Origin of the sequence: Idiomarina rhizosphaerae, from assembly GCF_024159085.1 — a bacterium.
GTDB classification, from domain to species: domain Bacteria; phylum Pseudomonadota; class Gammaproteobacteria; order Enterobacterales; family Alteromonadaceae; genus Idiomarina; species Idiomarina rhizosphaerae.
The window spans coordinates 254,881-268,062 of sequence record NZ_JAMZDE010000006.1; the positions used below are offsets into that span (position 1 = coordinate 254,881).

Below are 13,182 nucleotides of genomic sequence, written 5' to 3' on the forward strand. Positions count from 1 at the left end.
TACGTGTCCTGCCCGGCAGAAACCAGCGCTCAGTCTATAACATCAACCGGGTCAGATTCTGCAGCTTTACCCTGCATGACAGATATTTCAACACGACGGTTTCGCTCACGGTTCTCTTCCGAGTTATTCGGCACCAACGGTTTCGTGTCGGAATAACCCATCACCACCAGCCGATCTTCGCTAAAGCCGTCCACTTTCAGCATTTCTTCTGCAACAGCAACGGCACGCTTACTGGAGAGATCCCAGTCTGATGAGTAGATTTCCGATACCAGCTTTTCATTATCACTATGGCCAGAAATAGTCACCTCACCGGGAATATCTTTCAGCGCCCCGGCGACCTGCTGAATAATAGGCCGGAACTGTGGCTGCAAAAATGCAGACCCTTCTGGGAATGAACCTTGTTCGCGTATGCGAATAATAATTTGTTGGCCGTGCTGCTCAAGCTCAATAGTGCCGGCTTTAATCTCATTCTCAAGCTGCTGTTCGATACGACGCATAAGCTCCTTAGATACCTGCGTCATAGCTTCCGTATTTTCTGCCTTCGCCTCTTTTGCGTCTTCTGCGCTGTCAGATTCCTGACCGCCACGCTCGGTTTGCTGGCCACCGGCAAAATCGGACTCACCTTCCTGGAACTCCAGCATCTGTTGTGTCATTTCAACAGTTTGCTGCTGGATAGTTTCAATTGGTGTTGGCTCCGGCCGCCCGGGACGGAATTCCTGGGCAATAACACTGGTGCCTTTCGGTATGTCTTTGACTTCTATTTTATTTTGCACGCCCAAAGCGTACTTCATTGAACCCGCTATTTGCTTAAACTTCAGCACGTCCATTTCGGAGAAAGCCAACAACAGCACGAAAAAGCACATGAGCAGGGTCATGAGATCGGCAAAGGTTGCCATCCACATAGGCAATCCCGCTGGCGGACAGTTGCAGTCCTCTTCTTCTTCGTCTCTGACTTTCTCTGAGGCCATAACTACTCGTCCTCATCCTCGTTACCAATACGCTTAGATTCAGCTAAGTAATTACGTAAAATACCTTCAATAACACGAGGGTTCTGACCATCCTGAATACCTAAAATGGCGTCCAGTATCAGTTGCCGGTTCAGCTTTTCCTGTTCGGCCCGTAGCAATAACTTATTCGCAATAGGAATGGCAATAACGTTAGCTAAAAAGGCACCATAAAGGGTGGTTAACAAAGCAACGGCCATGGCAGGGCCTATCGCTTTGGGGTCATCCATATTAGACAGCATAGCCACCAGGCCAATTAGGGTACCAATCATACCCATAGCCGGTGCTACATCGCTCAGTATTTTGAATACCCGGGCGCCCTCTTCATGGCGGGCAAAGCTCATTTTTATGTCTTTCGACAAGGTTTGGCGAACAACTTCAGCATCGTGACCGTCAACCAGCATGTCTACGCCTTTACGAAAGAATTTGTTCGGAATTTCCGCTTCTTCAAGCGCCAGAAAACCACCTTTACGCGCAGAGTCGGCCATCTCAACAGCAGTATCGATAAGCTCTTGTGGATGTTCAATTTTAAAGAAAAACGCTTTAACGACCACTTTCCCCGTGCCCAGAAACTGGCCCAGAGAAAAGTTCGCTAAGGTTATAAATAATGAACCGCCAAATACGATAAAGAACGATTGGGTATCTAAAAACAGGGTTATGTCCCCACCCAGAACCATAGCAACGACGACAAAGCCGATGGCCCCTATAATTCCTAAGAGCGTTGCTATATCCACTCAGCCTTCCTCCCCGATTTGAGTTTTCATTTATGCTGTTGTGCTCATTCTTAAACAATCGCGTCGCGCTTACAAGCGACATCTGTTCATCTTACACAGGAATAATGAGATCATCGGCTGACATTCCGGATTCTTTATCGGATAATTAACTTTCATTCTAGTAGCAACGCGGCTCATCACAGATTTTAAGGCAGACTTAGCTATGGCAGACGAACAAAAACAGCAATCCTTCGAACAGGCTCTGGAGCAGTTAGAGCAACTGGTTAATGAACTGGAGCAAGGCGACTTACCGCTTGAGCAGTCGTTGAAAAAGTTCGAACAAGCCATTGCCTTGTCACGTTCCAGCCAGCAACAACTGCAGCAAGCCGAGCAAAAAGTGACAACTTTGTTGGCTGAACAGCAATCTGGAAATGATGAAAGTAATGGAGAACTGATGTGACGATTAACTCGTTAACAGCAGCGACAAGAGAACAAGTCGATACTTTTTTAAAGCAAACACTCGCGCAGTTAAGCCTGAATTCACGTCTGAATCAGGCCATGCAGCACGGAGTGTTAATGGGCGGAAAACGCATTCGCCCCTACCTGCTGATGACCGTTGCTGATATTTGTGGTGCTAATGAAAACGATGCTCTTAGAGCCGCCGCTTCAGTGGAATTGATACACGCGTATTCGTTAATTCATGACGACTTACCCGCAATGGATGATGACGACTTACGCCGTGGTCAGCCGACTTGTCACATTGCTTACGACGAAGCGACAGCCATTTTAGCCGGAGATGCTCTGCAAACATTGGCTTTTGAAGTGTTAACCGAAAACAGCATGGAACAGTTATCCAGTGAGCGACAGCTGCAATTGGTTCAGGTACTGGCTAAAGCCAGTGGTGCCCGAGGAATGTGTGCGGGTCAGGCAATTGACTTACAGGCGACAGCTAAAATCGTCACTGAAGACGCACTAGAACAAATGCATTTAAGTAAAACCGGCGCGTTGATAACAGCCGCCGCCACTATGGGTGTATTGTGCGGTATGGAAGACTCACAACAATGGCGAGAGAAGTTTGAACTGTTTGCTCGTTATCTGGGGCTGGCATTTCAAGTACAGGATGATATCCTCGACGTTACAGGTAACACTGAAGCTCTGGGAAAACCTCAGGGGTCAGATACCGCGTCTGAAAAGTCAACTTACGTGCGTTTGCTCGGTATTGAAGGTGCTCAGCAACGCCTGCAAAACTTACACCATAAAGCACTACAGTCGTTAAGCGATATCCCTTACAATACAGACAGACTTGAACAATTTTCCGACTTGCTGTTAAAGCGGGACCACTAACTGAATGACTCAACAATATCCGTTACTTGATAAAATTAACTCCCCCGCTGACCTGCGCCGTTTACCGCGGACGCAATTGCCGGAACTGTGTGCAGAAATTAGACAGTTTTTATTGACCTCAGTGAGCCAAAGCAGCGGCCATCTCGCGTCAGGTTTAGGCACCGTAGAGCTGACTGTTGCCCTGCATTATGTGTATCACACACCAGAAGACAAACTGGTATGGGATGTCGGCCATCAGGCTTACCCACATAAAATACTGACCGGGCGTAAGCAACGATTGCACTCTATTCGCCAAAAAGACGGGCTTCACCCTTTCCCCTGGCGTGAAGAGAGTGAATACGATGTGCTCTCAGTCGGGCATTCAAGTACGTCTATATCGGCAGCTTTAGGAATGGCGGTCGCAGCGCAACGACAAAGCCTGAGACAGAAAGTCGTTTCTATTATCGGTGACGGCGCAATGACCGCAGGTATGGCATTTGAAGCCATGAATCATGCCGGTGATATCAAACCGGATATGCTGGTTGTACTGAACGATAATGACATGTCGATTTCAGAAAACGTTGGTGCTCTGAACCATCATTTCGCTCGCTTATTGTCAGGTCGTTTTTATACCTCGCTGCGGGAAGGCAGCAAAAAATTACTCAGCCCGCTCCCTCATATTCGCCATTTTGCCAGCCGTGCCGAAGAACATATGAAAGGCATGATGGCACCGGGCACTATTTTCGAAGAACTGGGGTTCAACTACATCGGTCCGATAGACGGCCATGATGTTGATACCCTGGTCGACACGTTATCGAACATGCGCAGTTTAGGCGGCCCGCAGTTGCTGCACATTGTGACGCAAAAAGGCAAAGGTTACCGACCTGCAGAGAAAGATCCTATTGGTTACCATGGCGTGCCAAAGTTTGATCCCACAGAGTCCAGCCTGCCTGAGAAAGCACCGGGTATTCCCAGTTATTCTGAAATTTTTGGCCAATGGCTGTGCGATACCGCAAGTAACGACAAGTCACTTATGGCCATAACACCGGCTATGCGTGAAGGCTCTGGTATGGTGACGTTCTCACAGCAATATCCACAACAGTACTTTGACGTGGCTATAGCTGAGCAGCACAGTGTAACTTACGCAGCGGGCCTGGCTATTTCAGGACTGAAGCCGGTTGTCGCCATTTACTCCACCTTTTTACAGCGCGGTTATGATCAGCTCATTCACGATGTCGCTCTGCAAAATCTTGATGTGCTCTTTGCCATTGACCGGGCAGGCATTGTCGGTGCCGATGGCCCCACTCATCAGGGCGCGTTTGACTTAAGTTACCTTCGTTGCATACCGAATATGGTGGTAATGGCTCCCAGTAACGAACAAGAATGTCTGGATATGCTAACCACGGGATATCAGCACAAAGGTCCGGCAGCGGTTCGTTATCCCCGTGGGGCGGGCGTTGGTCTGGAGCTTCGTCAGGGTAAAGTTATTGAGATAGGAAAAGCTCAACCCCTTACTCAGGGACAAAATATTGCTTTCCTTAATTTTGGTACCCTGCTGCCGGAAGTGGAAGCAGCGGCAGCCAAATTTAATGCCACCGTTGTCGATATGCGTTTCGTAAAGCCTCTGGACACCGCGTGTCTGGACCAGTTAATGACAACCCATTCAGTGCTGGTAACCGTAGAAGAAAACGTAGTCGCAGGCGGCGCAGGCAGTGCTGTGAGTGAATACATAGCCCGACACAAAGCAAGCCCGCAAGTGCTAACAATAGGCTTACCGGACGAGTTTATTAAACATGGTTCGCAAGGTGAAGTTCGTGCCGAACTGGGTCTGGATGCCGCAGGTATTGAGCGGCAGGTGAATGACTTTATTAAGAAAAAGAGCTGAAGTACTACGGCAAGGTCAGGTTTGCTTTAGCCCAGCAGACCTGACAACCACCAACCTAAATGCAGTAATACTGCCGAGAAAATCCCCGCCAGCACGTCATCCATCATAATACCGTTGCCGCCGCTCAGTTTTTTATCTGCCCAGCCAATTGGCCCGGGTTTCCAGATATCAAAAATACGAAACAACACAAACGCGGCCAACAACCAAAATGGCTCTGCAGGCAATGCGAACATGGCAACGGCGTAGCCAACTATTTCATCCCAGACAATTGAAGGATGGTCATGCTCTCCCATTGCCTTAGCGGTATACTGGCATATCCAAATACCGGCCAGCGTCATTACCACCAGAGCCAGCAGATATTCCCACCAGTTAAGTTGAGCTAATAGAAAGACAACCGGAATACCAATAAGCGTTCCAAAGGTACCAGGGGCTTTAGGAGCAAGACCAGAGCCAAATCCCAACGCAAGCCAGTGTATGGGGTTAAACCATGAAAGTTTTGCATGAGACATGGACTTGTGGCTCCTTAAATCTCTTATTTAGTGGCTTGATTCTGCGGAAAATGATTAAAGCTACTATAACCTTCAGCCAGCAACCAGTCTTCGCCATTATAGCGTAGCTGAATGTCACCGGATTCACCGTTCGCTACACGACCAATACACACAGGTCTTGTTTTAAGGTGAGTCGTTAAGGTTTCCATACGCCCCCGATGTTCCTCGGGTAGGGTAAAGCAAAGCTCGTAGTCGTCTCCGGCAGTCAAAGCCAAGGCAAGTGCGTCATCCACCTGAAGTGTTTCGGTTAACGCCAGTGACAGTGGCAGCTTTTCCAACTCCAGTTGCGCCTGAGTGCCAGCTTCTGTCATTAAATGCCTTAAGTCGGCCAGCAGACCGTCAGAAACATCAATGCAGGAACTTGCTACGCCCCGCAGACTTTGCCCTAAAGCTACTCTGGGGGTGGGGTAATGCAGGCGTTCTATCACCTGCTGCAAATGTCGTCCGGTTGTGCTCACTTTATTTTGCGTAACCTGCAAGCCTAAGCCCGCATCACCTAAAGAGCCGCTAACATAAATCCAGTCGCCCGCTTTGGCACCGGAACGCGGTATCGCGCTACCCGAAGGCAGTTGTCCATGAGCCGTAATGGTTATTGTCAACGGGCCTTTGGTTGTGTCACCGCCAATTAACTGGCAATCGTAATAACTGCAAATTTCATCCAGGCCACCACTAAATTCCTGTAGCCAGTCTTCGTCCATACGCGGCAGCGTCAGAGCCAGGCTAACCCAACACGGCTGAGCGCCCATAGCCGCTAAATCGCTTAGATTCACGGCAACACTTTTATGACCAATAGCACGTGGTGGCGTGGTCATATCAAAATGCACACCTTCAACCAGAGTATCGGTAACAATGACCAGGTCATGCTCAGGCATTGGCCGGACAACAGCGCCGTCATCTCCAATGCCCATAGCAACATCGCCCCGTTTTGCGGAGCGATGAGTGAAGTATTCATTAATTAGCGAAAATTCATCGCGGGGCATAATTTACTGCCTGGTTGGGCGGAGAGTGTCTACTGCTTTATCGAGTACGCCGTTGACAAAACGATGGCTTTCATCGGCACCAAAAGACTTAGCCAGCTCTATCGCTTCGTTGATAGCCACTTTATAAGGTACATCAACGCGCTCACGCAACTCGTAAGCTGCCAATCTCAAAACGGCCAGTTCGATAGGATCGAGCTCTTTAATTGGTCTGTCTAAAAACGGTTCCAGCGCTTCGTCCAGTGTCCGGTAATGCCCGCCAACACCACGCACTAACTCTAAAAAGTAGTCAACGTCCACTTTGCTGGTGTCATTTTCCGTTAAAAATTGAGCCTCAATATCGCTAAAGCTATTTTGCGATAGCTGCCATGAGTAAATTGCTTGCACGGCCAACTTGCGGGCCTTTCTTCTTGCTGCGGGTTTCATTTGAAGTATCTCAGAGTTGTTTCAGTACATTGACCATTTCAAGCGCGCTTAATGCGGCTTCCGAGCCTTTATTTCCGGCTTTAGAACCACTGCGCTCAATGGCTTGTTCCAGGGTATCGGTAGTGATAACACCAAATGCGACAGGTAAATCAAACTCGGTCGCAACCCGGCCTAAACCACTATTACATTCACCGGCAACAAACTCGAAGTGTGGTGTTCCACCGCGAATAACCGCACCGACCGCAATAATTGCGTCGTATTTACCAGAGCTGGCCAGACGTTTTGCTGTTACCGGCATTTCATAAGCGCCGGGAACACGCACAACGGTTATATCGTCGTCTGCTACTTCGCCATAATGCTTTAATGTTTGCACGGCACCGTCTAATAAGCTTTCAACCATAAAATGGTTAAAGCGAGAAACGATAATGGCAAACTTTTTACCAGCCGCGTTTATTCCACCTTCAATTACCTGCATGAGTTTTCCTTATTAACCGTTCGTTAATTGCGCGCGATCATAGCACAATGTGGGGCTATTTGCGTGAAATTGAGTAGGAGAAATACCTTTCCTGAGCATCTAAGTCACGACCCAGCGAGCGGGCACTACTACTTTCCAGTAGCTGCAAAGCTGTTTCGTTATTTTCTGATACCGGAAACAGCACTTGCCGCCAGGGCCAACTTGCTTTCAGCCAGTCTTTCAAAAGCACGAAAAAATCGTTATGTAAGTTATCGCTTATCGCCGACTCTAAAAGCCACCAACTGACCTCGGCGTTATAAGCATTACGTGAAATACCATTTCTTTCTTGTCTACTGGAAGCCACCGGTACCATATACACGGCGCCAATAATGGACTGATCTTCTTTATCAATTACCAAATAAGTAAAAGCCGTTTGCGCTTTTGCCTGCTCCAGATGGTAGTTCACCATGGTTTCGTTTTGCTGAAGAGTGCTTTTTTCAGATGGCCAGGACCATCCCAGTCGCTTATAAAGCCACTTCTGCGACGTCATATAGCTGTGAAAGAAACGATCGGCATCAGAGCTTTTAAGAGGACGAATAATTAAGCTATTACCTTCGGCATATTCGGGGACAACCCATTCTTTTTGCCAGAAGTCTGCTGCTACTGCCACATTAAATAGCGGCAGTATTAACAGGAGCTGAAAACTACGGAAAAGCGTTCTCAACACGCTTCTCCGTGCTTACCTTGCGCATGCTCAAAATAAGATTTAACCCGGGCGAGCTCTTTTTCCAGCTCATCGCCAATCATCAGCGCAGGGCCTATATCGATAGCTTTACGTGCATAGTCAAAAGCTACGGGGACAACGGGTACACGAGCTTGCTGTGCCATATGTAAAAAGCCTTTTTTCCACTCTTTTACGCGCTTTCTTGTGCCTTCAGGAGTTATCACTAAAATCAGTTCATTTTTCTCCCGAAACTCTCTCACCATATTTCCAACCACGCCATTTGCGCTGCTTCTGTCTATGGGGAGACCGCCCAGTTTGGTTAGCAAACCTTTCAGCGGAAAGCGGAACAGGCTACTTTTGGCTAAATAGTTAAGCTTTAGCCCCATAGCTAACATGACACAGGCCCCAACCGGAAAGTCCCAGTTAGATGTGTGCGGCGCAACAGGAAGAATCGCTTTTCTCACGTGAGGCATTTCGCCATTAATTTTCCAACCGCCCAGTACGCGTAAGCCAAAACGACCCACCCAGCGCAAAAAACGGTTATGGGTAACAGGAAATTCGCCTTTAACAAATTCCGGGATTACTTGTTTATCGGTCATAAAATTACTGTAGTACCCGTCTTATCTCTCGTAATTTTTCTTTCACTCGCTGAATGTTCTCAGGACCCATACGAATCAGTTGTTTCTGCGCTGCAGGCAATGACTCATAAGACTCGTTAGCAAAAGTATACATAACACTGTCGTCTTCTACCTGAACCAAGCCCTCTGGCACTGGGGTATCAAGCATCACATTAATGGCTTCTATTAAGGTGTCATCAAAGTCCGACTCCGGATAGCCAATTTCTGCGTAGGCTTCTTGCACTAAAGGTTTAAATAACTCATAGTTTTCTACCAATGCGTCAGGTTGCAAACTTACAAACCAGTCAACTAAAGCGTCGTATCGGCGATAGCTGCTTTCATCAATATAAAGTTCACCATCCACTTCCAGTACACTAAAACGACCGTCGGGACGCTGAACAATAGTCCGTTCACGAACAATGCTGCCGTTGCTGATATTGTCCATCAGCACAACCGCGTCACGAATAATCTGAGAGCTTTTTAATGGACGAATGTTAACGTCTGTTGAGTCAAGATTCTGAAGCACCGTTGGTGTGCTGTTATCCAGCTCCGGTAAAGCAATAGGCTCTGGCTCAGGTTCAGCGGGCTCCGGTTCCGGCTCGGACGCTGGCTCTGTCGGAATTGGTTCCGGCTCAATTTCAGGCTCAGTCTCTTCGGACTCTTGTTCATAACCCTCAACCTGAACTTCTGTTGATTGCTGCTGATCAACCTCTACCGTTTCGGTTTGTTGCTTCTTGTCTTCAGAAGCCGGCAGCCACCACCATACTATGGCAGCGATAACCGCCAGCACAATAAGCGTAACAACAACCCAAGTCGTTTTGCGACTCGCTTCTTCTGTTGGTGTTGATGTTTCAACCTGATCGTCACTCATTGTGCGCTCCTTTATTTTTGCTCAGCACGACAAAAAACCAATTGTTTATCGCTGGACATAGCTTCATTGAAACTATAGCCATTTGCATCAAATTCTTTTAGATCAGACACGGATTTTGGCTTTTGGTTCAGGATAAATCGTGCCATTAGTCCCCGCGCCTTCTTGGCATAAAAACTGATGACTTTATATTGACCATTTTTTTCATCTTTAAACACTGGAGTAATAATATCCGCATTAAGCACTTTTGGCTTGACCGCCGAGAAATACTCATTAGAAGCTAAGTTCACTAAAGTTGAGCTATCCAGCTCAGCCAAGTCTTTATTTAGCATCTGCGTAATGCTATCGCCCCAGTATTCATATAGGTTTTTGCCGTTTGGATTATCCAGCTTGGTACCCATTTCTAATCGGTAAGGCTGCATCAAATCCAGTGGCCGTAAAACACCATAAAGACCAGACAAAATCCGCAATTGCTTTTGTGCCGTATCAATTGCGGATGAATCCAAGCTGGCGGCATCTAAGCCAGTATAGACATCACCGTTAAATGCATACATAGCCGGGCGTGCATTGTCCTTATTAAAAGGCCGTTGCCATTGCTCAAAGCGAGCCGCGTTTAAGCCGGCCAACTTATCGCTAATTTTCATTAGCGACCCTAATTGTTGTGGGCTTAATTGCCGACAAACCTGAACCAGTTCTTCGGCGTTATCCAGCAACCTTGGCTGAGTAACATTAAGTTCCGGCAAATCACTTTCGTAATCCAGGTTTTTAGCAGGTGAAACAACGGCCAACATGTCTATGCACTCCATTTATCTTATACAATAATACCGGCATTAAGGCAGAGGATCTTGATCCGCACCTTCTTTTTCCACTTCCGGCGGCATTAAGTCCTCTCGGCTAACACCAAATTTCAGGGCTACAGAGCTGGCGATATAAATGGATGAATAGGTACCAATAACCACACCAAATAATAACGCCGTAGCAAACCCATGAATTAATGGCCCACCCAGGAAAAACAAGGTCAATAACACGAGTATCGTTGTTATTGAAGTAATTAACGTTCGACTCAGCGTATCGGTTAATGCCCGGTTAACGGTTTGAACTGGTGTTAACTTAACAAACTTACGGAAAGTTTCCCTAATTCGGTCACAAACTACGACCGTATCGTTAATTGAGTAACCGATAACCGCCAGCAAGGCCGCCAAAACCGTTAAGTCAAACTCTAACTGCAATATGGAGAATAACCCTAAGGTTAAAATAACATCGTGCGCTAGTGCTGCCACAGCACCTACCGCTAAACGCCATTCAAAACGCATCGCAATGTAAAGCAAAATACAGATTAACGCGGTTAGCATAGCCAGCCCGCCCTGCTCTATAAATTCGTCGCCCACATTCGGGCCAACAAATTCGATACGACGCATTTCAACGGTTTGGTCAAACTCGGTACGCAGAGACTCAAGTATAGTGGTACCCAGTTGCTCCGCTTTTACTCCTTCACGAGGCTCCAATCGAATCAGAATGTCTTCCTGTGAGCCATAATTCTGTACTACAGCATCACTGAAGCCACTTTCATTCAACGCACCGCGAACACGACTTAAATCAGCTGCACCTTTGAAGCCTACCTCAAGTAAGGTTCCGCCAGTAAAGTCCAACCCAAAGTTGAGCTTGTTAACTGACAGCGAAACGATGGAAGCTACTACCAGTAATGCACTGATAAGACCCATAATTCCGCGGAAGCGCATGAAGGGAAGTCGTTCATCAGTTTTTATAATCTCTTGCATGGCTCCCCCTAAATAGACAGTTTAGACAGCTTTTTGCCGCCCCAAACTGAGTTAACAATGGCACGGGTTCCAACTATCGCGGTAAACATGGACGTTATAATTCCGATAGCAAGAGTGATAGCAAAGCCTTTAATAGGACCGTTACCAATAGCGAACAAGATAAGCGCTGCAATCAGCGTTGTTACGTTCGCATCGGCAATGGTCGACAAGGCGCTGTCATAGCCGTGATGAATTGCCTGTTGAGGGCTTCGTTTGGCTTTTATTTCTTCGCGTATGCGCTCGAAAATAAGGACGTTAGCATCGACTGCCATACCAACCGTCAGTACAATACCGGCCATACCCGGTAAGGTTAGCGTTGCGCCCGGAATCATCGACATCACGCCAATAATAAGCACCAGGTTTGCCGCCAGAGCACAGTTGGCAACCAGACCAAACTTTTTGTAGTACAACAACATAAAGGCGAGAACTAAAACAAAGCCCCAAAAAATAGCCTGAGTACCAGCATCAATGTTCTGCTGACCTAAGCTTGGCCCTACGGTACGTTCTTCGACAATTTGAATAGGTGCAATCAATGCGCCAGCGCGAAGTAACAAAGTAAGGCTTTTAGCTTCCTGAGCACCGACGCCGGTTATACGGAAGCTACTAGGCAAACGTGATTGAATAGTCGCCACGTTGATAACTTCCGCGTTCTTAGTGAACTGTAAGTTACCTTCTGCGTCGCGCTCGTCTGTGGCTTTATACTCAATAAAGACCGTCGCCATTGCTTTACCGACGTTATCTTTAGTTGCTAAGGACATTTTGTTACCGCCAGCACCATCCAGGGTAATATTAACCTGCGGACGGTTGTACTCATCGTAACCAACGCTGGCGTTCACTATGTGATCACCCGTAACAATAACTTCTTCTTTCAGCAATTGATCCGGACCGTCGCGCATTGGCATTAATTCGCTGCCAAAAGGTACCCGACCGTTCTGGGCGTCACGCACATCGTTCTCGGAATCAACCATACGGAACTCCAGCGTTGCTGTAGCCCCTAAAATCTCTTTCGCTCGTGCTGTGTCCTGCACGCCAGGTAATTCCACCACAATGCGTTTTGAGCCCTGACGCTGGATAACCGGCTCGGCAACACCTAATTCGTTAACCCGGTTACGCATAATGGTAATATTTTGAGATACCGCGTAATCACGTGTTTCAGCAAGCTTTTGCTCGCTCATCTGTAGTTGCAGCAGTTGGTTTTCATCGTCTTCCAGAAGCGTATACCCCTGATAACGACCATCCAGATACTCAGCAGCCTCTGCGTAAGCTTCTTCATTACGAAGTTCAATTTCAACCGTCGTGTCATTAACGCGAACAGCACTGTAACGAATACGCTCTTCACGCAGTTCGGCACGAATCGTGTCCTTCATACCATCGACAATTTTACGGACGGCTTCGTCCATGTCGATTTCCATCAAGAAGTGCACACCACCACGTAAATCCAGCCCTAACTTCATTGGCTGAGCGCCAACACTTTTCAACCACTCGGGTGTTGCTGGAGCAAGGTTTAAAGCGACTATGTAGTTATCACCTAAACTCTCCATGATAGCTTTCCGAGCTTCTAACTGCTCATCATCGGAGTTAAGTCGAACTAAAAGCTGCTCTTCTTCTAAAGCAATGCTTTTGGGTTGTATGCCAACGTTTTCCAGACTGCTCTTCACGCGATCCATGGTGCTGGTATCGATGGTCGCATTTCGGTTTGCGGAAATTTGAACTGCTGGATCTTCACCGTAAATGTTTGGCAGCGCATAGAGCGCTGCCACCAATACGACAAAAATAACCAGCAGATTTTTCCACAACGGGTATTTATTTAACACGTCGTGCCCCTG

15 protein-coding genes are annotated in these 13,182 nt (G+C 47.4%); 3 read left to right on the forward strand and 12 right to left on the reverse strand.

Translation table 11 applies throughout. The annotated features are described in order from the left end of the window. Positions 1-29: 29 nt before the first annotated feature. The gene (locus tag NJR55_RS06885) at positions 30-968 is read right to left on the reverse strand and encodes a flagellar motor protein MotB (protein ID WP_253619024.1); all 939 of its coding nucleotides are present in this window, start codon (positions 966-968) and stop codon (positions 30-32) included. 2 nt (positions 969-970) lie between these two features. Beyond that, positions 971-1,738 (reverse strand): flagellar motor protein PomA, encoded by a 768-nt coding sequence (pomA, locus tag NJR55_RS06890; protein WP_253619026.1) that lies wholly within the window; start codon positions 1,736-1,738, stop codon positions 971-973. 202 nt (positions 1,739-1,940) lie between these two features. Here pomA and NJR55_RS06895 point away from each other — a divergent pair, with 202 nt between their 5' ends. From NJR55_RS06895 to dxs, 3 genes are read left to right on the forward strand one after another with little or no spacing between them, the layout of a single operon-like run. Further along, complete coding sequence (locus NJR55_RS06895; RefSeq protein WP_011235364.1) at positions 1,941-2,177, forward strand: exodeoxyribonuclease VII small subunit; 237 nt, start codon at positions 1,941-1,943, stop codon at positions 2,175-2,177. Next, positions 2,174-3,061, forward strand: a complete 888-nt coding sequence (locus tag NJR55_RS06900; protein WP_253619028.1) for a polyprenyl synthetase family protein — start codon at positions 2,174-2,176, stop codon at positions 3,059-3,061. The genes NJR55_RS06895 and NJR55_RS06900 overlap by 4 nt, the downstream gene beginning before the upstream one ends. A gap of 4 nt (positions 3,062-3,065) precedes the next feature. Beyond that, positions 3,066-4,925 carry a 1-deoxy-D-xylulose-5-phosphate synthase gene (gene dxs / locus NJR55_RS06905; RefSeq protein WP_253619031.1) on the forward strand — a complete coding sequence of 620 codons (1,860 nt, stop codon included), beginning with the start codon at positions 3,066-3,068 and terminating at the stop codon, positions 4,923-4,925. Between the two features lie 26 nt (positions 4,926-4,951). Here dxs and NJR55_RS06910 read toward each other — a convergent pair whose 3' ends face one another. From NJR55_RS06910 to secD, 10 genes are read right to left on the reverse strand one after another with little or no spacing between them, the layout of a single operon-like run. After that, positions 4,952-5,434: a phosphatidylglycerophosphatase A family protein gene (locus tag NJR55_RS06910; RefSeq protein WP_253619033.1), complete on the reverse strand. Its 483-nt coding sequence runs from the start codon at positions 5,432-5,434 to the stop codon at positions 4,952-4,954. A gap of 23 nt (positions 5,435-5,457) precedes the next feature. Next, positions 5,458-6,453, reverse strand: a complete 996-nt coding sequence (gene thiL, locus NJR55_RS06915; protein WP_253619035.1) for a thiamine-phosphate kinase — start codon at positions 6,451-6,453, stop codon at positions 5,458-5,460. A gap of 3 nt (positions 6,454-6,456) precedes the next feature. After that, on the reverse strand, positions 6,457-6,876 hold the full coding sequence (gene nusB / locus NJR55_RS06920) for a transcription antitermination factor NusB (protein WP_253619037.1): 420 nt from the start codon (positions 6,874-6,876) through the stop codon (positions 6,457-6,459). Positions 6,877-6,886: 10 nt separating this feature from the next. Continuing rightward, entirely contained in the window at positions 6,887-7,351 is a 465-nt protein-coding gene (gene ribH / locus NJR55_RS06925; RefSeq protein ID WP_011235370.1) for a 6,7-dimethyl-8-ribityllumazine synthase, read from the reverse strand. A gap of 55 nt (positions 7,352-7,406) precedes the next feature. After that, the gene (locus NJR55_RS06930) at positions 7,407-8,000 is read right to left on the reverse strand and encodes a GNAT family N-acetyltransferase (protein WP_253619039.1); all 594 of its coding nucleotides are present in this window, start codon (positions 7,998-8,000) and stop codon (positions 7,407-7,409) included. 50 nt (positions 8,001-8,050) lie between these two features. Next, positions 8,051-8,653 carry a 1-acyl-sn-glycerol-3-phosphate acyltransferase gene (locus NJR55_RS06935; RefSeq protein WP_253619041.1) on the reverse strand — a complete coding sequence of 201 codons (603 nt, stop codon included), beginning with the start codon at positions 8,651-8,653 and terminating at the stop codon, positions 8,051-8,053. Positions 8,654-8,657: 4 nt separating this feature from the next. Further along, positions 8,658-9,542, reverse strand: coding sequence for a DUF3014 domain-containing protein (locus tag NJR55_RS06940; protein ID WP_253619043.1), 885 nt, complete (start codon positions 9,540-9,542; stop codon positions 8,658-8,660). An 11-nt stretch (positions 9,543-9,553) separates the two neighbouring features. Beyond that, positions 9,554-10,330, reverse strand: coding sequence for a peroxide stress protein YaaA (yaaA, locus tag NJR55_RS06945; protein ID WP_253619045.1), 777 nt, complete (start codon positions 10,328-10,330; stop codon positions 9,554-9,556). A gap of 39 nt (positions 10,331-10,369) precedes the next feature. Then, positions 10,370-11,317: a protein translocase subunit SecF gene (gene secF / locus NJR55_RS06950; protein ID WP_253619047.1), complete on the reverse strand. Its 948-nt coding sequence runs from the start codon at positions 11,315-11,317 to the stop codon at positions 10,370-10,372. An 8-nt stretch (positions 11,318-11,325) separates the two neighbouring features. Then, positions 11,326-13,170: a protein translocase subunit SecD gene (gene secD, locus NJR55_RS06955; protein WP_253619049.1), complete on the reverse strand. Its 1,845-nt coding sequence runs from the start codon at positions 13,168-13,170 to the stop codon at positions 11,326-11,328. Positions 13,171-13,182 lie beyond the last annotated feature (12 nt).

Excerpts from the sequence above, each read along its gene's own strand:
- NJR55_RS06940 (WP_253619043.1), bottom strand. The coding sequence starts at position 9,542 with ATGAGTGACGATCAGGTTGAAACATCAACACCAACAGAAGAAGCGAGT.
- thiL (WP_253619035.1), bottom strand. The coding sequence starts at position 6,453 with ATGCCCCGCGATGAATTTTCGCTAATTAATGAATACTTCACTCATCGC.
- dxs (WP_253619031.1), top strand. The coding sequence starts at position 3,066 with ATGACTCAACAATATCCGTTACTTGATAAAATTAACTCCCCCGCTGAC.
- yaaA (WP_253619045.1), bottom strand. The coding sequence starts at position 10,330 with ATGTTGGCCGTTGTTTCACCTGCTAAAAACCTGGATTACGAAAGTGAT.
- ribH (WP_011235370.1), bottom strand. The coding sequence starts at position 7,351 with ATGCAGGTAATTGAAGGTGGAATAAACGCGGCTGGTAAAAAGTTTGCC.
- NJR55_RS06895 (WP_011235364.1), top strand. The coding sequence starts at position 1,941 with ATGGCAGACGAACAAAAACAGCAATCCTTCGAACAGGCTCTGGAGCAG.
- NJR55_RS06885 (WP_253619024.1), bottom strand. The coding sequence starts at position 968 with ATGGCCTCAGAGAAAGTCAGAGACGAAGAAGAAGAGGACTGCAACTGT.
- NJR55_RS06910 (WP_253619033.1), bottom strand. The coding sequence starts at position 5,434 with ATGTCTCATGCAAAACTTTCATGGTTTAACCCCATACACTGGCTTGCG.
- nusB (WP_253619037.1), bottom strand. The coding sequence starts at position 6,876 with ATGAAACCCGCAGCAAGAAGAAAGGCCCGCAAGTTGGCCGTGCAAGCA.
- NJR55_RS06935 (WP_253619041.1), bottom strand. The coding sequence starts at position 8,653 with ATGACCGATAAACAAGTAATCCCGGAATTTGTTAAAGGCGAATTTCCT.
- secF (WP_253619047.1), bottom strand. The coding sequence starts at position 11,317 with ATGCAAGAGATTATAAAAACTGATGAACGACTTCCCTTCATGCGCTTC.